This window comes from Tsukamurella spumae, from assembly GCF_012396015.1.
Classification (GTDB): Bacteria; Actinomycetota; Actinomycetes; order Mycobacteriales; family Mycobacteriaceae; genus Tsukamurella; species Tsukamurella spumae.
This window is the reverse complement of record NZ_JAAXOQ010000004.1, coordinates 125,879-148,486: the sequence shown is the minus strand read 5'-3', so window position 1 is coordinate 148,486 and position 22,608 is coordinate 125,879. Positions and strand designations below refer to the sequence as shown.

20 protein-coding genes and 2 pseudogenes are annotated in these 22,608 nt (G+C 70.6%); 7 read left to right on the top strand and 15 right to left on the bottom strand.

Features of this window, described 5'->3' with window-relative positions:
• Positions 1-10 precede the first annotated feature (10 nt).
• From HF999_RS04700 to HF999_RS04685, 4 genes are all read right to left on the bottom strand, one after another.
• Positions 11-1,504, bottom strand: a complete 1,494-nt coding sequence (locus tag HF999_RS04700) for a carboxylesterase/lipase family protein (RefSeq protein WP_168544742.1) — start codon at positions 1,502-1,504, stop codon at positions 11-13.
• A 10-nt stretch (positions 1,505-1,514) separates the two neighbouring features.
• Positions 1,515-3,299, bottom strand: a complete 1,785-nt coding sequence (locus HF999_RS04695) for a BCCT family transporter (RefSeq protein WP_168544741.1) — start codon at positions 3,297-3,299, stop codon at positions 1,515-1,517.
• 107 nt (positions 3,300-3,406) lie between these two features.
• Positions 3,407-4,087: a TIGR00266 family protein gene (locus HF999_RS04690; RefSeq protein WP_168544740.1), complete on the bottom strand. Its 681-nt coding sequence runs from the start codon at positions 4,085-4,087 to the stop codon at positions 3,407-3,409.
• Between the two features lie 23 nt (positions 4,088-4,110).
• Positions 4,111-5,055 (bottom strand): acyl-ACP desaturase, encoded by a 945-nt coding sequence (locus HF999_RS04685; RefSeq protein WP_168544739.1) that lies wholly within the window; start codon positions 5,053-5,055, stop codon positions 4,111-4,113.
• A gap of 206 nt (positions 5,056-5,261) precedes the next feature.
• On the opposite strand from HF999_RS04685, the gene HF999_RS04680 reads away from it, so the two are divergent.
• On the top strand, positions 5,262-5,912 hold the full coding sequence (locus HF999_RS04680; RefSeq protein WP_168544738.1) for a response regulator transcription factor: 651 nt from the start codon (positions 5,262-5,264) through the stop codon (positions 5,910-5,912).
• Between the two features lie 5 nt (positions 5,913-5,917).
• Here HF999_RS04680 and HF999_RS04675 read toward each other — a convergent pair whose 3' ends face one another.
• Positions 5,918-6,166: a hypothetical protein gene (locus tag HF999_RS04675; RefSeq protein ID WP_168544737.1), complete on the bottom strand. Its 249-nt coding sequence runs from the start codon at positions 6,164-6,166 to the stop codon at positions 5,918-5,920.
• Positions 6,167-6,249: 83 nt separating this feature from the next.
• Here HF999_RS04675 and HF999_RS04670 point away from each other — a divergent pair, with 83 nt between their 5' ends.
• Complete coding sequence (locus HF999_RS04670) at positions 6,250-7,416, top strand: GAF domain-containing sensor histidine kinase (RefSeq protein WP_168544736.1); 1,167 nt, start codon at positions 6,250-6,252, stop codon at positions 7,414-7,416.
• A gap of 7 nt (positions 7,417-7,423) precedes the next feature.
• Here the strand turns inward: HF999_RS04670 and HF999_RS22395 are convergent, their stop codons facing one another.
• The 6 genes and pseudogenes from HF999_RS22395 to HF999_RS04645 form a co-directional block, all read right to left on the bottom strand.
• Positions 7,424-7,726: a rhodanese-like domain-containing protein gene (locus HF999_RS22395; RefSeq protein WP_281347313.1), complete on the bottom strand. Its 303-nt coding sequence runs from the start codon at positions 7,724-7,726 to the stop codon at positions 7,424-7,426.
• Between the two features lie 75 nt (positions 7,727-7,801).
• Positions 7,802-8,299 (bottom strand): annotated as a pseudogene (locus HF999_RS22390) (cupin domain-containing protein); the annotation flags it as partial.
• A gap of 67 nt (positions 8,300-8,366) precedes the next feature.
• Positions 8,367-9,365 (bottom strand): glycine betaine ABC transporter substrate-binding protein, encoded by a 999-nt coding sequence (locus HF999_RS04660; RefSeq protein ID WP_168544734.1) that lies wholly within the window; start codon positions 9,363-9,365, stop codon positions 8,367-8,369.
• Positions 9,362-10,195, bottom strand: a complete 834-nt coding sequence (locus tag HF999_RS04655) for an ABC transporter permease (RefSeq protein WP_068570687.1) — start codon at positions 10,193-10,195, stop codon at positions 9,362-9,364. Before HF999_RS04655 ends, HF999_RS04660 begins: the two co-directional genes overlap by 4 nt.
• Positions 10,192-11,364 (bottom strand): ATP-binding cassette domain-containing protein, encoded by a 1,173-nt coding sequence (locus tag HF999_RS04650; protein WP_068570689.1) that lies wholly within the window; start codon positions 11,362-11,364, stop codon positions 10,192-10,194. Before HF999_RS04650 ends, HF999_RS04655 begins: the two co-directional genes overlap by 4 nt.
• On the bottom strand, positions 11,361-12,005 hold the full coding sequence (locus tag HF999_RS04645; protein WP_168544733.1) for an ABC transporter permease: 645 nt from the start codon (positions 12,003-12,005) through the stop codon (positions 11,361-11,363). The genes HF999_RS04650 and HF999_RS04645 overlap by 4 nt, the downstream gene beginning before the upstream one ends.
• A 208-nt stretch (positions 12,006-12,213) precedes the next feature.
• Between HF999_RS04645 and helR the strand changes: the two are divergent.
• Positions 12,214-14,416 (top strand): annotated as a pseudogene (helR, locus tag HF999_RS04640) (RNA polymerase recycling motor ATPase HelR).
• An 18-nt stretch (positions 14,417-14,434) separates the two neighbouring features.
• On the opposite strand, the gene HF999_RS04635 reads toward helR, so the two are convergent.
• Together HF999_RS04635 and HF999_RS04630 are read right to left on the bottom strand one after the other, a co-directional pair.
• Complete coding sequence (locus tag HF999_RS04635; protein WP_281347312.1) at positions 14,435-14,740, bottom strand: DUF1345 domain-containing protein; 306 nt, start codon at positions 14,738-14,740, stop codon at positions 14,435-14,437.
• Between the two features lie 130 nt (positions 14,741-14,870).
• Complete coding sequence (locus HF999_RS04630; RefSeq protein ID WP_168544732.1) at positions 14,871-15,797, bottom strand: oxygenase MpaB family protein; 927 nt, start codon at positions 15,795-15,797, stop codon at positions 14,871-14,873.
• Positions 15,798-15,908: 111 nt separating this feature from the next.
• Here HF999_RS04630 and HF999_RS04625 point away from each other — a divergent pair, with 111 nt between their 5' ends.
• Entirely contained in the window at positions 15,909-16,481 is a 573-nt protein-coding gene (locus tag HF999_RS04625) for a TetR family transcriptional regulator (protein ID WP_168544731.1), read from the top strand.
• Here the strand turns inward: HF999_RS04625 and HF999_RS04620 are convergent.
• Positions 16,459-17,145, bottom strand: a complete 687-nt coding sequence (locus tag HF999_RS04620) for a TetR/AcrR family transcriptional regulator (RefSeq protein ID WP_312854014.1) — start codon at positions 17,143-17,145, stop codon at positions 16,459-16,461. The two genes, HF999_RS04625 and HF999_RS04620, sit on opposite strands and share 23 nt — an antisense overlap.
• Before the next feature lie 193 nt (positions 17,146-17,338).
• Between HF999_RS04620 and HF999_RS04615 the strand changes: the two genes are divergently transcribed.
• From HF999_RS04615 to HF999_RS04605, 3 genes are read left to right on the top strand one after another with little or no spacing between them, the layout of a single operon-like run.
• Positions 17,339-18,133, top strand: coding sequence for an SDR family NAD(P)-dependent oxidoreductase (locus HF999_RS04615; RefSeq protein ID WP_168544730.1), 795 nt, complete (start codon positions 17,339-17,341; stop codon positions 18,131-18,133).
• 37 nt (positions 18,134-18,170) lie between these two features.
• The gene (locus tag HF999_RS04610; RefSeq protein WP_168544787.1) at positions 18,171-19,301 is read left to right on the top strand and encodes a DUF5938 domain-containing protein; all 1,131 of its coding nucleotides are present in this window, start codon (positions 18,171-18,173) and stop codon (positions 19,299-19,301) included.
• Positions 19,298-20,776: a class I adenylate-forming enzyme family protein gene (locus HF999_RS04605; RefSeq protein ID WP_168544729.1), complete on the top strand. Its 1,479-nt coding sequence runs from the start codon at positions 19,298-19,300 to the stop codon at positions 20,774-20,776. The genes HF999_RS04610 and HF999_RS04605 overlap by 4 nt, the downstream gene beginning before the upstream one ends.
• A gap of 123 nt (positions 20,777-20,899) precedes the next feature.
• Here the strand turns inward: HF999_RS04605 and HF999_RS04600 are convergent, their stop codons facing one another.
• Entirely contained in the window at positions 20,900-22,573 is a 1,674-nt protein-coding gene (locus tag HF999_RS04600) for a SulP family inorganic anion transporter (RefSeq protein ID WP_246207223.1), read from the bottom strand.
• Positions 22,574-22,608: the final 35 nt, after the last annotated feature.

Here is a 22,608-nt window from a genome sequence, read left to right as displayed (position 1 = left end):
CCGGCCGCGGTCAGCGCACGCCCTCCCACAGGGCCCGGATCTCCGGGGCGGGATCGACGACGGTGCCGCCCGCGCCCCCGAACACCCGCACGGTCCGCTCGGGGAGGTGGACCGGCCAGTCGAGGTCCTCGCCGCGGGTGAACCGGACCCACGCGGCGTGCGTCTCGTCCGCGACGGCCTGCCGCGCGTCGGCGCCGGTGAGATTCACCGCGCCCTCCACCAGCAGGTTGTCGAAGGCGTACGCCAGCTCGATGGCGTGGCACGCCCCGAGCCGCCCGCCGAGTGCGCGGGAGGGCTCGTCGAAGCGGTAGAGGTAGGTGTCGGCGGCGGCGCCGCGGCGCGCCTCCGCGAGTCGCACCGCGGGAATGCTGAAGAACCAGTCGGCCATGATGCGGCAGAACAGGTCTCCCGGCGAGGCGTCCGGTTCCGCGGCGCGGTACCGGGCGACCGCGGCGGCGGGGTCGGGCAGCCCGTACTTGGCCGCGGTGGGGATGAGGGCCTCCTCCGGCACCAGGTCGATCATGCCGCCCGGCACGATGAAGAAGCGCGCCTCGTCGGCGGTCGAACCGGCGAGCACCCGGACGTCCGATCCCGCACCGTCCGCGATCTCCTCGATCGGCAGCCGCGGCAGCACGTCGCCGTCGATGACCGGCTCGAAGAGCATCACGTTGCGGGTGAGTTCGCCCCACACCGCGGGATCCGGGTTTCCCTGGACCTCCAGGTCGAGCGCGGTCGAGGCGGCGATCAGCTCATCCTGGCCGACGCCCGCGAAGGCCTCCCGGGTGGGCGCGACACCGAGCCGCTCCGCGAGCGCCCGCGTGACCTTCTGCGCGGTCTCCCGGGTGATCGCGTGGTGTCCCGCGCCGCTCTGCAGCACGGCCTGCGTGAACAGCCCCGCAGCGAGCGGCGAGCTCAGCAGCGCACCCACGCTCATGCCGCCCGCCGACTCGCCCGCCACGGTGACCCGCGCCGGATCGCCGCCGAACGCCGCGATGTTCTCGCGCACCCAATGCAGGGCCATGATCTGGTCGCGCAGTCCGAGATTGGTGTGCTCGTCGCCGGTGTCCAGGAAGCCGAGGGCGCCTAGCCGGTAGTTGATGGTCACGCACACCACGCCGTCGCGGGCGAAGGCGGCTCCGGCGTAGAGCGAGCTGCGGCCGCTGCCGTTGCGGAAGGCGCCGCCGTGGATCCACACGAACACCGGGGCGTCGACGGCCCCCTCGGGCGCCCAGACGTTGAGGTTGAGGCATTCCGCGCCCGGGAAGTCGGGCTCGGCGGTGAGGATCTCCGAGACGGGGCCCTGGTAGCCCGGCTTGGGCACCGTCGGACCGTACTCCGTGGCGTCCCGCTCCCCCGACCACGGCTCCGGCGCACTCGCGGGCAGGAACCAGCCGGCACCGTCGAGCGGGGCGGCGTAGGGCAGGCCCAGGAACCGGGCCACACCCCGCTCGACGGTGCCGCGCACGCGGCCGGAACGGGTCTCTGCGGTGACGAAGGCGGTCATGTCCTCCTGTCTACCGCGAGAGCTCCTCCTTCGGATCGGTTTCGATAGCCTTCGTAGCGATCTCGATCGGACCGGAATGGTCGGCGTCGTAGGCCTCGACGGTGACCAGCTCGCCCGTGTGCGACGGGTGGTACAGGTCCGCGGGAACCTCGCCGTCGGAGTAGACGGGCAGGTCGTCCGAGGGCAGCACATCGGTGCTGTCGTCGGTCACGGCGAGGGTGTTGGCGTGCCAGCGCATGCGCTCGCCGAGCTCCTCTCGGTGCGTGCGCTCCGCGACGATCAGGGGGTCGTGCCAGAGATCCATCATCAGCGCCACGCACATGCCGATCATCACCACCAGGAAGGGCGCCGCCGCGATGATCGCCATCTGTTTGATGCCGGTGAGGGCGTCGTCACCACTGACCCAGAGCAACAGCGCCGCAACGGTTCCGGTGAGCACGCCCCAGAAGACGGTGATCAGCCGGTTGGGCTCCTCGACGCCGCGCTGCGAGAGCGTGCCCATGACGATCGACGCGGAGTCCGCGCCGGAGACGAAGAAGATGCCCACCAGCAGGACCACCAGGAACGCCGTGATCGTGGGCCACGGAAGGTGACCCAGCGAGTCGAACAGCAGGACCTCCTCGTCCTTCGCCCCGCTGATGCCGAGGCCCGCCTGCTCCTGGTGTATCGCGGTGCCGCCGAAGATCGCGAACCACGCCAGGGACACCAGGGTGGGCACGGCCATCACGCCGATGACGAACTCGCGGATACTGCGGCCGCGCGAGATCTTCGCGAGGAACAGGCCCACGAAGGGCGTCCAGCTGACCCACCACGCCCAGTAGAAGATGGTCCAGGTGGAGAGCCACTTGCCGGCATCGGGCTCGTTGGCGGCGGAGCGCGCGGACATGTCCATGAAGTCCGCCGCGTACGCGCCGATCGACGTGGGCACCAGGTTCAGGATGAACACGGTGGGCCCGACGACGAACACGAACACCGCCAGGATCAGGGCGAGCACCATGTTGGTGTTCGACAGCCACTGAATGCCTTTGGCGATGCCGGAGACGGCGGATGCCACGAACGCGAGGGTGAGGATCGCGATGATGCCGACGAGCAGCAGGGTGCTCGACCCGTCGTCGGCCCAGCCCAGGCGCTCAAGTCCGGCGCCGACCTGCGCGGCACCCAGGCCGAGCGAGGCGGTGGTGCCGAACAGGGTGGCGAAGATGGCGAGGATGTCGATCACCCGGCCGCCCACGCCGTACCCGCCGGTGCGGTTGAAGATCGGTGCGAACACCGAGCTGATCAGCTGGCTGCGTCCGCACCGGTAGGTGCTGTAGGCGATGGCCAGGCCGACCACCGCGTAGATGGCCCACGGGTGGAAGCCCCAGTGGAACATGGTGGTCGCCATCGCGACGGCCACGTCGTGGCTGCTCATGCCGGGCGGAGCCCCGACGAAGTGGGCGATCGGTTCCGCCGCGCCGAAGAACATCAGGCCGATGCCCATGCCGGCGCTGAACATCATCGCGATCCACGAAACGGTCTTGTACTCGGGCTTCTCCCCGTCCCGGCCCAGCGGGATGCGGCCGAACCTGGAGAAGGCGAGGAAGGCGGCGAAGAGGACGAAGAAGCTGGCGGAGATGAGGAACAGCCAGCCCAGGTCCGTGATGATCCAATTGAGGACATCGGTGGTCGTCGTCTTCAACCCATCCGAATCCAGGAAACCCCAGAGGACGAACGCGAGTACCGCTGCGCCCGTCACGCCGAACACGACCCAGTCGGTCCGGCGATGGTCTCCTGTCTGATTAGTTACAGTAGCCATAATCCCACTAGATCACAGTGGCCATGGCACCGGTCAAATCTCGGGCGAACCTCCCCGGCGTGCAGCGCGACGAACTACACTGTGCGACCTGGGCGTTCGCGCGACAATCACGCCGACGGCACCACCGACCGCACCCAGCCCTCCAGACCGCGCGGATTGCGCGTCTGCAACAGGACCCGGCCGGGCCCGGTGAACTCGAAGACCATGCCCTCGCCGGACTTCATGGACTGGATCCACTTGCCCTGCACGGCGCGACGCATGCTGAATTGCATGTTCAGGTCGTACGCGACCACGTGCCCGGTGTCGATGACCACCTGCTCGCCGGGCCGCAGGTCGATCACGTCGATCGCGCCGTAGCAGGCGACCAGCACCTCGCCCTGACCGGCGGCCTGCAGGCCGAACGCGCCCTCCCCGCCGAAAAAGGTCTTGGCACCGCCGAATTGGGTGGTGGTCTGCACACCGTAGGAGCTGGCGAGCCAGCCACCGCGCGTCACGTAGTAGGGCCGATCGGGCTGGATCTGCAGCACGGCGATGTCGCCGGGGAGCGTGCCCGCGATGTCGACCCATCCGCCGGACGGCGGCGCGGTGAAGGTGGAGACGAAGAAGGACTCGCCGGAGAGGAGGCTCCGCTTGAGGCCCTGCATGATGCCGCCCTGCGCCTGCGACTGGAGGTTCATCCCCGCCGAGTGCGCGACCATCGCCCCGGACTCCACGGTCATGGGCTCGTTGGGCGCCAACTGGCACCGCGCCATCGAGAACGAGGGGTTGTGGCGGAGCTGTACCTGCATGCCCCCAATCTAGCGGAGCTCCGTCAGCTGGCCGCCCGCTCGAGCCGGCGCGCATCCCGTTCGAGGGCTCGATCGCGCGACTGCTCGAACTTGCGGGCCCGGACCTCGAGTTCATCCACGAAGCCGCCGATGAGATCCCGCATCCGGGCGGCCTCGCCGGTGAAGTCCGTGCGCTCGAGCAGGCGCCAGTGCCGCAGCACCGGAACCACCACCGCGTCGCGATGCTGCCGCAGGTCGTAGATGCCGTTCTTGGCCATGAGGACCGCGTCCCGCCGGAAGTGCGGCAACGCGGCGCCCGGCATCTGGAAGTTGGTGAGTACGGCGTGGATCGCGGTCAGCGCCTGTTCCGGGGCCACCTCGATCGCGGCCCCGAGGATGTTGCGGTAGAAGAGCATGTGCAGGTTCTCGTCGGCGGCGACGCGGGCGAGCATCCGGTCGGCGATGGGGTCGGCACACGCGGCGGCGGTGTTTCGGTGGCTGATCCGGGTCGCGAGCTCCTGGAAGGTCACGTAGCTCACCGACAGCAGCATGGAGTTCATCCCCGGCGCGAAACCGTGCTGCATCTGCGTCATCCGGAGGTCCTCGAGCTCGACCGGATCCACGCCGCGGGTCACGGTGAGGTAGTCGCGCAGCACGATCGAGTGCCGTGCCTCCTCCGCCGTCCAGCGGTGCACCCAGTAGCCCCACGCGCCGTCGAGCGTGAAGTTCGCGGCGATCTCGCGGTGGTAGCTGGGGAGGTTGTCCTCGGTGAGCAGGTTCATCACCAGCGCCGCCCGCGCCACGGGCGTCAGCGCCGAGTCGTCCTCCTGGAAGTCCTCGCCGCCGAGCGCGGCGAAGTCGCGGCCACGGCTCCACGGCACGTAGTCGTGCGGGTGCCAGTCGACCGCCTGCCGCAAGTGCCGGTCGACCTCCTGTTCGGCGGTGTCCGACAGCTCGTACAGCAGTTCCAGATCAGTCAGGTCACTCATGGAGTCCATGCTGCTCGGTCCGGCGCCGCTCGGGCAGTGGCGATGGTCCCCGGTGACGTCCCGGGCGCACGGGCGACAGTGAGGCCGCCACCGCTCGGGATGTGCGCACCGGACGAGCGGGACAGATGTCCCGAGATCGCTCGACGACGGTCCCTCTGACCTTCTCCGACGGTGTTTCGATCGCCGGGCGGGCCTACCCTGGGTACATGCCTTCGGTATTCCTCGTCGACGACCACGAGATCGTCCGGCGCGGACTCGCCGACCTCCTCGCCACGGACGGTACCCACACCGTGGTCGGCGAGGCGTCGACGGTCCGCGAGGCCCTCGCCCGCATCCCCGCGGTACGGCCCGATGTCGCGGTGGTCGACGTGCGCCTGCCCGACGGGTCCGGCATCGACCTCATCCGGACGCTGCGCGGGCAGCTGCCCGGCCTGCCCTGCCTCGTGCTCACCTCCTACTCGGACGACGACGCCCTGCTCGACGCGATCACCGCGGGCGCCCAGGGCTACGTGCTCAAGCAGATCCGCGGAACGGAGTTGGTGTCGGCGATCCGCACGGTGGCGAGCGGGGGCTCGCTCCTGGACTCGGCCAGCACCGCCCGCGTGCTGCAGCGGATCCGCCGGGCGGAGGAGACCCCGTCGGCGATCCCCGCCGGGCTGACGACGCAGGAGGAGGCGGTCCTGGCGCTCCTCGCCGAGGGCTTGACGAACAAGCAGATCGGCGAGCGGATGTTCCTGGCGGAGAAGACCATCCGCAACCACGTCACCGGCATCCTCGCCAAGCTCGGGGTCGAGAACCGCGTGCAGGCCGCGTTGCGGGCGGCGCAGTGGCGCGACTCCGGCAAAGCGCGCCTGTGAGCGGGTCAGACCAGGGCGGCGCGCAGCTTCGGCCACGCGTCGACCGCCGGGGTACCATCCTGCACCGCGCGTTCGGCCAGCAGCCGGCCCAGCAGCTTGCACACGAGGTACTCCCAATCGAGATCATCGACGCCCGCGGTCGTGCGCACCTCGTTCCAGCGGGCGAGCCGACCGGTGTACGCGGCTTCGGCGAGGTCCACGACGAGCGCGCGCACGTCGGAGCGGTCCAGCGGGTCGATATCGATTCCGTTCACGCTGCCCAGCTTCATGCTCGTCGGGCATGCGCGCCAGGGACTTCCGTCCCGAAGAGGCTCCCCGTTCGGCGGGGTACGGCTCGATGACCGATCAACTCCGCGCCGGCGCGCAGCGGACGGACGCCGACCTGCAGGACATCCTCAGCGCGGTCATGGTGGTCGCCCAGGGCCTGGATCTTCCCGCGACGGTGCGCCGCATCGTCACCTCCGCGATGACGCTCGTGGACGCGCGCTACGGTGCGGTCGGCGTGAGCAGTGGCGACGGCACGCTCGAGGAGTTCATCTACGTCGGTATCGACGCCGAGGCCGCCGCGCTCATCGGCGATCCCCCGTGCGGCCGCGGCCTGCTGGGGTACCTGCTCGAGGTCCAGCAACCGGTGCGGATCGCCGAGCTGTCCGAGCATCCCTCCTCGGTGGGCTTCCCGCCGAATCACCCTCCGATGCACAGCTTCCTGGGTGCGCCGATCATCGTCGGCGGAGAACTGTTCGGATGCATCTACCTGTCCGAGAAGGCGGACGGTCTCGCGTTCACGGCGAGCGACGCGAAGGCCATCGAGATCTTCGCCGCCGCCACCGCCGTGGCGATCGACAACGCACAGATGCACTCGGCCGCGCTGCAGCAACAGGAGCGGCTCGGAGAGCTGCAGGTGACCGAGGAGCGCGAACGCATCGGGCGAGACCTGCACGACCACGTGATTCAGCGGATCTTCGCCGCCGGGCTCGGCCTGCAGGTCGCGCGGTCCACCACCGAGGACGAACCGGTCCGCGAGCGGCTCGACGCGGTCATCGGCGAGCTGGACCGCACCATCGCCGACATCCGTTCGACCATCTTCGAGCTGTCCTCGGGCCAGAGCGGGCTGCGCACCCGGCTGGTCCGGGCGGTGCGAGCCGTGGCGCACGGCGGCGGGTTGTCGGCCGACATCGGCTTTTCGGGTCCGGTCGAGAGCGCGGTGTCCGACGAGACGCTGGCCCGCGACCTGGAGGCGGTGGTCACGGAGGGGGTCTCCAACGCGATGCGCCACTCCGGCGGCACGCGGGTCTCGGTGACGGTGATCGCCGGCAGCGACGCGGTCACCGTCGAGGTGGCCGACGACGGCTCCGGCATTCCCGACGGTGGCCGGCGCAGCGGCCTGCGGAACCTTGCGACCAGGGCCGAACTGCGCGGCGGCACCGTCGAACTCCTGCCCGCGGATGCGAACGCCGAACGGCCCGGCACCGTCGTGCGGTGGTCCGTGCCGCGCGAGCCCTGACGCGGGCTCAGCGGACGGACGCCGCGGCCACGGCCGCGTACCCGCCCGCCACATCGGCGGCGCGATGCAGCCCGAGGTCGCGCAGGGCGGCAGCGGCGAGCGAGCTGGAGTAGCCCTCCTGGCACATCACGAGCCACCGCACGTCCCAGCCGGTGGCCTCGGGGATGCGGGCGTCGGACGTCGGGTCGAGGCGCCACTCGAGCACGTTCCGCTCGATCACCAGCGCGCCTTCGACCTCGCCCTCGGCGGCGCGCTGCGCCGCGGGGCGGGTGTCGACGAGGATCGCGCCCGCGTCCAGTTCCGCGCGCAGGTCCGCCGCCTCGACGCGGTCGATGCGGTCCCGCGCGTTCGCGAGGAGGACATCGATGCCGCGCCCGCCGGTGGGACCCTCGGGTTCGTCGGTCAGTTCGCTGCGCACCCTGCGAAGCCTACCGCCGGGGGTGACCTCGTAGTACGACATCGCGGTCAGCGGAGGCGAATAGGCGTGCACCGACAGGGTCGGCGCGGCCGCCTCACCAGACGCGGCGTCGTGTGCCTCGGGATGCCGGGTCACGTCGTGCACCCAGCCGCGGTCGAACGAGGCCTGTTCGCCCGGCCCGATCCGCCTCTCCCGCAGTGCCGCACCGTCCCAGCTCCACTCGGAGAGCGCACCGTCGACGACGGTGAGCGCGCCGAGCGACCCGGCGTGGTCGTGCAGCTCCGTGGAGCGTTCGGGCACCCAACTGATCAGCCAGACATCAACCTCGTCGTCGCCCCGCAGGCGCGTGGCCCACCGCTCGCCCACGGGCCACTGCGCCGGGATCACCCTGTCGTAGTAGCCCGCACGTACCTTGGCGGCCTCGACCGCGGTGAGCGCCAACAGGTCCGGTGCGTTCTCGGTCATGCGCCTCAGTGTCGGACGCCACGTCCTCCGGGAGAACCCTTCCGCTCAGCGCGACCGGAAAGACCGCTCAGCGAACGAGGCCCACCTTCCGCAGCCAGGTCACCGCCACGTCGGAGGGATCCTTACCCTCGATGTCGATCTGGCCGTTGAGCTCCTGCATGGTCTCGTTCGTCAACAGGCGGCTCACCTTGCCGAGGACCTCAGCGATCGCGGGATACTTCGCCAGTGCGTCCGACCGGACCTCCGGCACCCCATCGTAGGGCGGGAGAGACTTCCGATCGTCGTCGAGCAGTTGTAGACCGAGCTTGCGAATCCGGCCGTCGGTCGCGTACACATCGCCCGCGAGGCAGGTGTTCCCCGACACCGCCGAGTAGATCACACCGGCGTCCATGGTGGTCACCGTGTTCGGCGGGGTCCCGGACCCCAGCGGCACCTCGTACTTCTCCAGGAGCTTGCCGAGGCCGTCGGGGCGCGACTGGAACTCGGGATCGACGCACAGGCTGCGCTGCGCGGGCGGCAGTCGAAACAGATCGCTCAGGGTGCGCAAGTTCCGCTGCTGCTTCTGCGCGGACGTGACTGCGAAGGCGTAGGTGTTGTTGAACGGTGCGGGCGCGAGCACCTCGATGCCGTTGGCCCGCTCCGCGTCCCGGACCTTAGTCCAGAGCGTCTTCGAGTCGGTGATCGTCTCAGTCTTCTGGAGGTAGCTCACCCAGATCGTGCCCGTGTACTCCCACGAGACATCCGCGGCACCGCTGACCATCGCCTGGCGCGAGGACATCGAGCCCGGCGCGTTCGTGAGGTCGGTGATGTCCGCGCCGGCGGCCTGCAGGATCGTCGCGCTGATCTTCCCGAGCAGCACCCCCTCACTGAAGGACTTCGAGGTCACGGAGATCGTCGCGCCGGCCAGGGGACGCTGCCCGTCCGCGGACTCCGCGTGCACGAAGTGCCCGGACGAGCTCTCGAGTCCACATCCACCGAGCACCAGGGCGGCGGTGGCCACCAGCGGGATCATCGCGCGGCGCAGCCGCCCCGCCCGCGCGGCGATGCGCCCGGCCCGCGCGGTCATGCGCTCACCCCGCGCAGGCCCCGCGGCGCCAGCAGGTACTCGGCGAGCCGGGCCAGCCAGTCGATCGCGAGGGCCAGCAACGCCACGAGCAGCGCACCGGTGAACAGCAGCGGCGGCAGGTACAGCGTGACGCCCGTCGTGATGAGCACGCCGAGGCCGCCCGCCCCGATGAAGGTTCCCAGGGTGGCGGTACCGACGAGGATGACCAGCGCCGTCCGGACGCCGTGCAGGATCACCGGCACGGAGAGCGGCAGTTCCACCCGCAACAACGTCGCGAACGCGGAGAAGCCCTGCCCGCGTGCGGCTTCGATGATCCGCTCGTCCACCTGACGCAGCCCCGTGACGGTGTTCTGCAGGATCGGTAGAACCGCGTAGACCACCAGCGCCGCGACGGCGGTGCGGAATCCGGTGCCGAACCACATCGCGAACAGCACGACCATTCCCAGCACGGGCGCCGCCTGCCCCACGTTCGCCAGCCCGACGATGACCGGCGAGACCCGGGCGAACCGCTTGCGGGTCACCAGGATCCCCAGCGGGATCGCAATCAGCACCACCAGCACGGCGGAGACGACGGTGAGCCGGACGTGCTCCCACACGGACGTCCCGAGCGCGGACCACTGCAGTTGCACGGCCTCCGTCTCCGTGAAGTCCTGTGCGGCGTGCCAGATCAGGTACCCCACGACGCCGACGACCACGAGCAGCGGCTCGAGGATCAGGTCGATGGGCACGCCTCCGGCGAACCGCGGCGTGGGCCCCACGCGCGCGGGCCGCGGGCTCTTCGGGGGCTTCGCGGGTTTCGACAGATCGGGCCGCCCGGCCGCGGCGGTCATGACGGCGCCGCCCGGTAGGTATCGGCGGCCTGCTCCGGGTTGGCGATCGCCTGACGCTCCCGGATGCGCTGCGCGACCTGCTCGATGGTCAGCGCGCCGATCACCTTGCCGCGCTGGGTCACCAGGACTCCGCCCTGACTCGCGGCCAGCATGACGTCGAGCGCGTCCGCGAGCGTCGCGGTGCGCTCCGCGACGGGCAGCCGCTGATCGACGTAGGTCGAGACCTCCGGCTTGCTGAGCACCTCGGACACGGAGGGCCATGCGCGCGGCCGGTCGTCGGCGTCGACCACCACCACCCAGCTCAGGCCGGCCTCGCGAGCCCGGGCGGCGACCTCCTCGGACCGGTCGCCGGGGCGGGCGAGCACCACCGGGGCGCTGGGGATCTCGCTGACCGAGGTCAGCGAGAGGTGCTTGAGCGTGGCTCCCGAGCCGACGAACTCCCGCACGAAATCGTTCGCGGGCGCCGTGAGGATCTCCTCGGGCGTGCCGAACTGCTCCACCTGGCCGCCCTCCGAGAGGATCAGCACCCGATCGCCCAGCTTGATCGCCTCGTCGACGTCGTGGGTCACGATCACGACCGTCTTGTGCAACTCCTCCTGGATCGCCAGCAGCTGGTCCTGCAGGCGCACGCGGGTGATGGGGTCCACGGCGCCGAAGGGCTCGTCCATGAGCAGGACCGGCGGATCGGCCGCCAGCGCGCGAGCCACGCCGACGCGCTGCTGCTGCCCGCCGGACATCTCCTTGGGGAACCGTCCGCGGAACTCCCCCGGATCGAGACCGACGAGCTCGAGCAGCTCGGTCACGCGGGCCCGGGTGCGGGCCTTGTCCCAGCCCAGCAGGCCGGGCACCGCGGCCACGTTCTTCTCCACCGTCCAGTGCGGGAACAACCCGCCGGCCTGGACGACGTAGCCGATGCCCTGGCGCAGCCCGTCGGCGTCGGCCTGGGTGACGTCCGTGCCGCCGATGAGCACCCGCCCCGAGGAGGGCTCGATCAGCCGGTTGATCATCTTGAGCGTGGTGGTCTTCCCGCAGCCCGAGGGCCCGACGATGGCCACCGTCTCCCCTGCCCCGATGGCGATGGACAGCTCCTTGACCGCCGGCTTGTCCTGCCCGCGGTAGCGCTTGATCACCTTCTCCAGCTCGATCGATACGCCCGTCGTCTGACTCATCGCAGTCCCTTCGAGACGGTGAAGCGGCCCAGCAGGACCAGCAGGCCGTCGAGTACGAGCGCGACGGCCACCACGAGAACGGTGCCCACCAGCGCGGATTCGAGGGCACCCGCGCCGCCGAGGCGGGCGAGGCCGGAGAAGATCAGGGAGCCGAGGCCCGGCCCCAGGACGTAAGCGACCACGGTCGCGACGCCCACGACGAGCTGCGTACTCACCCGGATCCCCGTGAGGATGACCGGCCACGCGTTCGGCAGTTCGACGGTGGCCAGCACCCGCCAGCGCGGCATCCCCAGTCCGCGCGCCGCCTCCACGAGTGCCGCCGGAACCGCCTGCAGGCCGACGATGGCACTGGTCAGGATGGGCAGCGTGGCGTAGAACACGAGCATCGTGACGGACGGCGTGACGCCCAGCCCGAACACGATGAGCAGCAGGGCGAGGAGGGCCAGCGAGGGCACCGTCATCCCGACGGAGGCGACGGCGGTCGCGAACGCCGCCCCCGCCCGCGACCGGTAGACCAGGGCCGCAACCACCAGCGCGATGACGACGCCCACCAGCACGCACTGGATCACCAGCGAGGCGTGTTGGTACGTGAGGAAGGCCAGCTGACCCCCACGTCCGTCGAGGAATCTTCGGAGGTCCACGGATCGAACATACAGACGTTGCGAGGTTTGCGCGCGATTCGCGTCACAGTGCGCGGAAGGCGCGCCCGGGGTGGCGCCGGCCGGGGGCCGATGAAGCGCCCGAATCTCTTTCCCTCTTCAACGTATAACGCATCCCGGGGCTTGCCGCAAGGCCCCGGTGCGGGCGCATACTCGCTGGCCGGATCCGATTTCTCAGCGAGGTGGGTGCATGTCTGAATACGAGAACGAGCTGGCATCGGAGCGCGAGTACGTGGCGGGGTTGTACGGACGGCTGGACGCGGAGCGCGCCCGGGCGGGCCGACGGTACGCCGACGCGCTGCGCGATCACGAGGGCCGGGCGGTGGACCGGGAGGGCGATGTGATGACCTCGGCGCGCGAGGTGCGGCGACTGGGCGTCGCCGAGGCGGGGCTCGCCTTCGGGCGGCTCGACGGGGACCCGCGGGCCGACGGCGGCGTCGATGTGCGGTACGTGGGCCGGCTCGGCCTGTTCGACCCCGATGACGTGGAGCGGGAGCTACTGCTCGACTGGCGGGCCCGGCGTCGCGGGCCTTCTACACCGCCACCGGCGCACACCCCGAGGGCGTGCACCGGCGGCGGCAGTTCCTCAGCCGCGGGCGCGAACTGGTCGAGTTCGCGGACGAGATGCTGGGACGACCGGGCGCGGACGCGCGCGGCGACGCAGCGCTCCTGGCGGCCGTGAACGCGCCGCGCGGGGAGGGGATGCGCGACATCGTCGCGACCATCCAGGCCGATCAGGACCGGATCATCCGGTCCGACGACCCGGGCGTGACGGTGATCGAGGGCGGCCCCGGCACGGGCAAGACGGTGGTCGCACTCCATCGCGTCGCGTACCTGCTGTACACGCAGCGAGCGCGGTTCGAGCGGCACGGCGTGCTGGTGGTGGGTCCGAACACGTCCTTCCTGCAGCACATCGGCCGGGTACTGCCCTCGCTCGGCGAGTCCGATGTCGTCTTCGCGACGCCGGGCACGCTGTACCCGGGCGTCACCGCCCGTCGCGAGGACACGCCGGCCGTCGCGCGGATCAAGGGCGCAGCGGCCATGGCCGACGTGCTCGCCGCGGCGGTGGCGGACCGTCGGAGCCTGCCGGAGACGCCGGTGTCCATCGGGCTGGGCGACGGCGAGGTGCGGATCGAGGCGGACGTGGTCGGCTGGGCCCGGGACGAGGCCCGGGACAGCGGACGGCCGCACAACGAGGCCCGCGCGATCTTCCTCGACGTCCTGACCTGGGCCGTCACCGAGCGGGCGCTGGGTCGGATCGGGCAGCAGTGGCTGCGCCGCGAGGACACCCGGGCGTGGGAGGAGATGCGCGGCAGCATGGTCGCCGACCTCGCCGTGGACGGGACCTTCCGGCGCACCGTCGAGCAGCTCTGGCCCGTGCTCTCCCCCGAGGCCCTGCTCGCGGACCTGCTGAGCTCACCGGAGCGCCTGGCCGCGGCGGGCGCGGACCCGTCGTTGCTCCGGCCCGACGGTGCCGCCTGGACCGTCTCCGACGTGCCCCTGCTGGACGAGCTCGCCGAGCTGCTCGGCCCGCACGAGGCGACGAGGGACGAGGCGGCGGACGAACGCCGCAGGGAGCAGGCGGAGTTCGCGGAGGGCGTGCTCGATTCGCTGGTCTCCCGGTCGGATTCGATGGACGACGAGGACCACCTCTTCGCCACGGACCTGCTGTACGCGGACGACCTCGCGGAACGGTTCGAGGAGCGGGACACCCGGGATCTGGTCGATCGCGCGAGGGCGGACCGCACCTGGGTGTACCGGCACGTGGTGGTCGACGAGGCGCAGGAGCTCTCGGCCATGGATTGGCGGGCGTTGATGCGCCGCTGCCCGTCCCACTCGTTCACGGTGGTCGGCGATCTCACGCAGCGCAGCGCGCCGGCGGGGGCGCGGACGTGGGGCGAGATGCTCGACCCGTTCGTCGCCGACCGGTGGGCGTACACCGCGCTCGCGGTGAACTACCGCACCCCGGCGGAGATCATGGCCGTCGCGGCGGGCGTGCTGGCCGAGTTCGCCCCCGGTGTCGAGCCGCCGGAATCGGTGCGCGCGTCGGGGGTCCGGCCCTGGGCCCGGCAGGTGGGCGAGCAGGAGCTGCCCGGCGCGATCGCGGAGTTCGTCCGGGAGGAGGCGGCCGAGAGGGCACGTCCGTCGTCATCGGGCCCGACGGTACGCCGGGCGCCGTCCCGCCGGCGCAGACCAAGGGGCTCGAGTTCGACGCGGTGCTGGTGGTCGATCCCGACCGGATCCTGGCCGACGGTGAGCGCGGCGCGGCCGAGCTGTACGTGGCATTGACCCGGGCCACGCAGCGGCTCGGCGTGCTGCACCGCGCGCCGCTGCCGGCGTGCCTGTCCGGACTCGCCCCGTCCGCTGCCGAGGTGCCCACGGCTACCGCGTGATCGGTGTGCGCGGCGTGCTCACCCTCCGCCCTTGATCCAGTCCAGCGCGATCGCGACGACGGCCGCGTTGAAGAAGAAACTGAGCACGCTGTGCGCGATCACGAGCCGGCGCGTGGACCGCTTGGTGACCGTGACATCGGAGACCGCGAAGGAGGTGCCGATGGTGATCGAGAAGTACACGAACTCGGTGATCTGCGGATGCTCGCAGTCGGGGAACACCAGGCCCGGGTCACCCGCGAAGTAGTCCCGGGCGTAGATCTGCGCGAACGCGGTGTGCAGCAACATCCAGGAGAGGAGGACCGTCGCGGCCGCGACCGGCTGCAGCAGGGAGTCGGGGTCCTCGCCGCGGGTGGCGGTCGCATGCTGCTCAGCATTTCACGACCCGCACGCGCGTGGTCCGTGCCGCGCCGGACCCGGCGCGCGCCGCACCGTCGACGCTGCCGGGGCGCGAGGCCTACGCGGCGGGGGTGGGGCGCGTGGTGTCTGCGGCGGTGCGGTGCACGGGGCAGCCGGGGGCGAAGGTTCCCAGAGTCTCGACCCGGAAACCGCGGGGGTAGCTGCGGATCCGTCGATTGTCGCTGACGAGGGTCGGCGTGCGACGCGAGGGAAGCACGGCGACCACGCGGGCGCGGGCCTTCAGCGCGCCGACCGACAGTCGCCGGACGACGGGCCCGGGGACCCGGTAGCGGAAGGCGCGCAGCAGCGGCTCGTCCATGACGGCGCGGCTGAACACCTCGACGATGCGGCGCGCGGGCTTCGGGTAGAAGGTGGTCATCAACTCGAGGGTGGAGTCCGCGACGCGTCGCCCCCCGGGGTCGAACGCGAAGTGCTCGGCCTCGTACGCGTCGAGCAGGTCGGCGAACTCGTCGTAGGTGGCGGGGATGTCCGGGATCGCCATGTGCTTGCCGAGGGCCTGGTAGTAGCGGACCGTCGCCCGGATCTCGTCGGGCGTGAGATCGCGCCAGCCGTAGTCCGCGATCCACCGCACCGGGACGACGACGAAGGTGGCCAGGACGTACCGCATGTCATCGTCGGTGATGTCGTACATCTTGTGCATCTGGTTGATCCGGCGGATCGCGGATCTGCCCTCGGTACTGCCGAATCCGTGCATGAGCGGCACGTCGAGGAGCAGGGCCGTGTCGTCGTACCGCTTCTGGACGCGCTGCGTGAACTCGCCGGTGCGGTCCAGGAGGTCACCGATGCTGGGCACGGCGTAGGTGCGGAACAGCGCGAAGCCCAGCGCCTGCGTGATGTCCCAGGGGAAGTCGTAGGTCGCGAGGTTCCGGGCGATCAGCTCGAAGTCGGTCTCGGGGTCCAGTCCGCGGTTGCGGTCGATCTTCCAGCGCCGGGAGCGCAGCGAGCGGGCTGATTGTGACTGCATGTCGACTCTCCTCGGTGGGCTGATCCCGACTATAAGTCCACTTCTAGTAGTGTGCAAGAGGTCACAGCGCGGATGTCCGTCTCGGCGGTGACCGGCGCTACCATCGCCTGCATGAAGCCCGTCCGCTCAACGCCGTCCCGGTACGCCCAGCTGCGGTTCCTGGATGCCGGGATGACGGTGCTCACCGACCGCGGCCACGCCGCCCTCAAGCTCGCAGCCGTATGCGCGGCCGCCGGCGCCTCGACCGGCAGCTTCTACCACGCCTTCCCCAGCTGGCCCGAGTTCACCTCGGAGCTCATCCGGTACTGGCGCGAGGTGAAGAGCAACCGGATCATCGAGGCCGCCCGCCAGGTCCCGGACGCCTCGGATCGCCTGGTCTCGCTCATGGAGACGGGCATGACACTGCCCCACGCGACGGAGGCCGCGATCCGCGTCTGGGCCGCACACGACCCCGAGGTCGCCCGACACCAGCGCGAGGTGGACGCCGAGCGCCGCGACGTGATCGCCGAAACCTACGCCGAGCTGCTCGGCGACGAGGAGCTCGCGCGGCAGTACGCGACGACCGCGATGTACCTGCTCGTGGGCTACGAGAGCGGAACGCTGCAGTCGCTCGACACGCTGGCCTTCAGCTTCCACGCGTTCGTCGAGCTGGCCCTCGGCGTCAGCGGGGAGGGTGGGCGATGAGCACGTCGAGCAGCGCGAAGACCTGCGCGGTCAAATCGGCCCCGGCCGCCTCGTCGCCGCGGACGCGGCGGCGCACCGCACGTTCGAAGGGCCCGTCGAGGGCGGCATAGGTGCCGGCCGAATCCAGCAGTGGCACACCGCCGGACAGCTCCGCGTACCGTCGGACGACCCGCCAGATCATGGCCTCGAGATCGCCGTCGATCTCCCGCACGTCCTCGACCAGGGCGGTCTCGAACATCGCCTGCGACCGCAGGTCGTACCAGAGCTTGTGGGTGGGCAGGTCGTGCTCCATCGTGGCGGCCAGGCGCTCGGCGAACCGGGCGCGGAGCGCCGGCGCATCGTCGTCGGGCCGGAGCACGTCGTCATACGAGGCGATGCACTCGCTCTTGTAGAGGTGCACGCAGTGCGCGATGAGCTCGAGTCGATCGGCGAAGTAGTAGTGCAGCACGCCGTGGCTGTACTCGGAGTTCGCCGCGATCTCGCGCAGGCTGGTCCGGGCGTAGCCGAGTTCCGAGAGCGTCTTGAGCGCTGCGCGGGCCAACTCGTCCCGTTTCGCGGCGACCTTGGTGGCGTGCTTGCTGGCGCCCACCGCGGCGGGGGCGCTCGCGGGCAGGGGAGCACTCACGGCGCTGGGAGCGCTGGGACTCGCGATCAGATCGGTCACCTCACTCCTCTCGCCGCCGACCCGGTGCCGGCATCACCCCAGGATAGCCCCCGTACCGCGGATCGCGGCACGACCCCCGAATCATTCTCTTGACGAATGTCCAACTTTTTTCTTGACAGTCGTCTAGATTCCAATCTGTGACGGGCGCCACAGAACGTCCGCACTTCGTTCCACCTCGAACAAGGGAGTAGTCGTGAGTGCATTCGATCTGACCGGTCGGCGGGTTCTGGTCACCGGCGGGGCCCAGGGGCTCGGCGAGGGTATGGCGCGGGCGCTGGCCGCGGCCGGGGCCTCGGTGGTGATCGGCGACCTGCAGACGGAGCGGGCCGCCGCCGTCGCCGCCGAACTCGGAGCCGGCCACGGTTCGGTCCACCTCGATGTCACCGCGGAGGACAGCTGGTCCTCCGCCATCAATGCGACGGTCGCCCGGCTCGGCGGCCTCGACGTACTGGTCAACAACGCCGGTGTCGAGATCTCGGGCCTGCTCACGGACATCGAGGTCGACGACGTGCGGCGCCAGCTCGACGTGAACGTGCTCGGCACGGCGCTCGGCATCAAGCACGGACTGCGGGCGATGCGCCCGGGCGGCGCGGCGGGTGCCGGCGGCGCCATCGTCAACGTCGCCTCCGTGGCCGCGACCATCGCCTTCCCCGGCATCGCCATCTACTCGGCCACCAAGTCCGCGATCGACCGGATGACGCGGGTGGCCGCGATGGAGTCCGGGAAGCTCGGCTACGGCGTGCGCATCAACTGCATCTACCCCGGACTCGTCCCCACCGAGATGGGCACCGGGCTGGCCGTCGACATGGCGAAGCTCGGCCTGTTCGAATCGCCCGAGCAGGCGGTCGAGGCCGTCGTCGGCCTCACCCCCAGCGGCCGCCTCGGCGAGGTCCGGGACATGGCCGACGGCGTGGTCTTCCTCGCCTCCGACGCCGCCCGATTCGTCAACGGCGCGGGCCTCCCCGTCGATGGCGGCATGGGCATGTGACGCACCGAAACCTTCCGATCCAACCCTGACTAGGAGAATCATGAGCAACAAGCCGGTAGTGGTGTACGGGGCCTCGGGCTACACGGGCCGCCTCATCTGCGAGTACCTGCGCGAGTACAACGTGCCCTTCACCGCGGCGGGCCGCGACGAGGGCAAACTGGTCGACTCGATGGAGAAGAACGTCGCCGGTATCGAGACCGCCGACTACGAGGTGGTCCAGGTCGATCACGATGTGGACTCGCTGACCGAGCTCTTCCGCGGCAGCAAGGTGGTCCTCAACACCGTGGGCCCGTTCATCAAGTTCGGCGATGCGGTGGTCCAGGCCAGCCTGAACGCAGGTGCGCACTACAGCGACACCAACGGTGAGCAGGACTGGATGATCCACTGCGACACCACGTTCCACCAGCAGTACGCCGATGCAGGCCTGCTGCTGGCGCCCGGCATCGCCCACATGTACACCACCGGTGAGATCGCGGCCCAGATCGCCCTGGAAACGCCGGGTCTCGATACCCTCGACATCGCCGTGTTCTGGGGCGGCAGCCCCACGATCGCCTCGACCCGCACCATCTTGGTCAACGCCGCCGGCGGCGATGCGTTCTACCTCGAGCAGAACGAGTACACCTCCTTCGATCCGATGCAGGGGCTGGTGCCGCTCGTGGTGCCCGGCCAGCACGAGCTCGCGCAGTCGTTGCCGTGGGGCGGCACCTCGCACCCCGTGTGGTTCAAGCGCGATCCGCGCGTGGCCAACTGCAAGGCGCAGGGCGGCGTGTTCAACGCGGCCCTGATGAACAACGTGCCGAAGATCGTGGCGGACGCCCTCGAGGCCACCAAGGACATGTCGGCCGAGGACCGCGCTGCGGCCCTGGATGCCGTTGCCGCGCAGGTGATGAACGAGATGCCGCCGCGCGAGAACCCGCGGATCAACAAGTCGCTGGACTCGGTCCACGCGTCCGGTCCGCTCGGCCGCTCGCACGTGGTGATCCACGGCAACAGCAACTACAAGCAGACGGGTCTGCTGCAGGCCTATGCCGCGTACTCCCTGTTGCAGCAGCCCCCACGCAGGGTCGGACTCGCGTCCGGTTGCCAGGCGTTCGGGCACCGCGAACTCGAAGGTGTACTGCGCACCTTCGGGCTGATCCAGGAGCCCATCGTCACGGTGAACCGATGACGGTGCGCGACCTTCCCGATGTACCCGGGCTCCCGGAGATCCGGGCGTCCCGGGCACCATCGGACCCCGCGCTCGCCGACGACCGCCTCGAGCTGTCCAACAGCGAGTTCGCGGCGGCCGTCCGGACCGCCGCCGCCCGGCTCCGGGACTCCGGCGTCGCGGCGGGTGACGTGGTCGGCCTGCTGCTGCCGAACCGGGTCGAACTCGTCGTCGCGGTGTTCGCGGCGTGGCGGCTCGGAGCGGCGGTCACGCCGATCAATCCGGCGCTCGCACCGCCCGAGATCGCCTACCAGGCGGCGGATGCCGGGGCGCGGGTGCTCGTGACCGAGGCCGGCGCCACCACACCCGACGGTATCGCGGCGCTCTCGTGCGAGGAGCTGCTGGCCGGGGCCGAGGGCGAGGGAGCGCCACCGGTGGCCGTCCGTCCCACCGATCTCGCGCTGCTGATCTACACCGCCGGCACCACCGGCAAGCCCAAGGGGGTGATGATCACTCACGGCAACATCGCGGCGATGACGGCCTCGTTCATCGAGCACTTCTCGTTCACCGAGCACGATCACAGCCTGCTGGTGCTGCCCCTGTTCCACGCCAACGGCGTGGTGCTCGGCACGCTCACCCCGCTCCGTGCGGGCGGCCGTACCACGATCGTCGGCCGCTTCCGGCCGGACGAGTTCTTCCCCGCGGTCGAGCGGCACCGCCCGACCTACTTCTCCGCGGTCCCGGCGATCTACGCGATGTTGACCGCCCTCCCGGAGGAAGTCGAGCCGGACACGTCGTCGCTGCGGTTCGGAATCTGCGGCGCCGCACCGATGCCCGTCGATCTGATCGAGCGGTTCGAGTCCCGGTTCGGAGTGCCGATCGTCGAGGGGTACGGGCTGTCGGAGACCACCACCGCGTCCGCCATCAACCCGCTCGACGGTCCGCGCAAGCCCGGCACCGTCGGGCCCGCGCTGCCGGGCCAACGGATCCGCATCGTCGACGGTGCGCTCCGCGACGTCCCGCCCGGCGAGACCGGCGAGGTGCTCATCGCGGGCGACGTGGTGATGGCCGGGTATCTGAATCGGCCCGACGCGACGGCGGAGACGATCGTGGACGGTTGGCTGCGCACCGGCGACGTCGGCCTCCTCGACGAGGACGGCTACCTGCGGCTCGTGGATCGCGTGAAGGACATGGTGATCCGTGGCGGGGAGAACATCTACCCCAAGGAGATCGAGGCGCAGCTGTACCACGATCCGCGGGTCTTCGAGGCGGCGGTGATCGGCCGGCCGCACGACGTGCTGGGCGAGGTACCGGTCGCGTACGTCTCGCTGCGCGAGGGTGCGACGGTGACCTCCGAGGAACTGCTCGACGGCCTGCGCGGTGAACTGGCGAAGGTCAAGGTCCCCGTCGACCTGATCCTGCTCGACGACATCCCGAAGAACCCCGTGGGCAAGATCGACAAACCCACCCTGCGGCGTCAGGACCGGGAGGGCTGATCTCCGTCACCGACGGGGACTGTGCTGGAAGGTCCGTGGAACGCCGCCGCACCGGACGACGCGCGTGCGGTATTGCGAAGCCCTGGCGGCGGCGTTTCCCGGCGGACCGGACGTTGCCCGCGATCACGGCCGCGCGTCATCGCGGCCGTTCGTGGCGTTCTCGTGCGCGGATCGTCGGACGTGTTCGCGCGCGTGCGCGACGGCCGCGTCGAGCGAGGTGAAGAGGTGTCGTTCATGGCGCAGGTGCTCCAGGACACCGACCCGGCTGATGACCGGAAGATGCTCGGGGCGAATGCCTTTGAGGAGGACGGTGACGCCCTGCCGCTCCAGCGCCTGGACGGTTTCGGCGAGGGCCTGCGCGCCGGTGGCGTCCACGTACTGCACCTGGGACAGGCGCAGAACGATCACCTTCACTCCCCTGATGGTGGTCAGTTCCTGCTGGATCCGGTCGGCCGCACCGAAGAACATCAGCCCGTCCAGGCGGAGCAGGGCGATCTGGTCGTCGCAGCTCTGCGGAGCACCGGGGAGTCGCTCGCGCCGCACCGCGCCCATCCCGGCGAACTTGCGCAGCGTCAGCAGCGCGGCGCATGCGATGCCGATCTCGATGGCCACGATCAGGTCGAAGGAGACGGTGATGATCGCGGTTGCGACGAAGGTCAGGGCGTCGGAGCGGGTGGAGCGCAGGATCCGACGGATCACCGACGGTGAGACCATCCGCGCGGCAGTGACCATCAGCACTCCGGCGAGCGCGGCGAGCGGAATCCTGCCGACCACCGTGGACGCCGCGTAGACCACGATCACGAGCACGATCGAGTGGACGATCGCCGCCACCCGGGTGCGGCCGCCCGAGCGCACATTCACCGCCGTGCGGGCGATCGCCCCCGTGGCCGGCATTCCGCCGAACATGCCGGCCGCGATCGATGCCACTCCCTGACCGACCAGCTCGCGGTCGGCGTTGAACGGCCCCGTCGTCTCCCCGGACGGACCGGGCATGGTGGAGGCCACCCGGGCGGACAGCAGCGACTCGATCGCCGCGAGGGCCGCGATCGCCAGCACGGCGCCCGTCAAGCCCGGCAGCTGCGTCCATTCCACCGCGGGCAGGTGCGGTGCCGGTAGCCGCGAGGGCAGCGCCCCGATGACCGGGGTCGCGACATCGAACACGGCCACCGCCGTGGTGACCGCCGCGATCGCGATCAGCCCCGCGGGCAGCGCGCGGTGCACTCGCGGCACAGCGATCATCACCACCGCCACGAGCAGGACCATCGCGGCGCTGACCCCGGCGCTCGGCCAGTGCGCACGCGCCGCGGACTCCACTGCTGCGGTCAGCGCGTTCGCCCCCGGAGCGACGGGTGAGGAGAGGGCCGAGGGCACCTGCTGCAGGAAGATGATCACCCCGATACCCGCGGTGAACCCCTCGATCACCGGCCACGGAATGTATCCCACGGCCCGCCCGACTCGCGCCGCGCCGAGCAGGAACAGGACCACCCCCGCGAGGACGCTGAGCAGCGCGACCGTACCCACACCCGACGACGCCACGATCGGCGCGAGCACCACGACCATCGCGCCCGTGGGGCCCGATACCTGCACATTCGACCCACCGAAGACCGCAGCGCAGACGCCGGCGATGATCGCGGTGATCAGCCCCGCCTCCGCGCCCACCCCGGCACTGACCCCGAACGCCAGCGCGAGGGGAAGCGCGACCACCCCTACCGTGACCCCGGCCACCAGATCGCCGCGCCACGTGCGCGGAAGTTCCGCGTAGTCCGCCCGACTCGGTAGATCTTCCGGTCTGGGCAACGGCCCCCGCGCGACCGACCAGACGCGTTCACGCC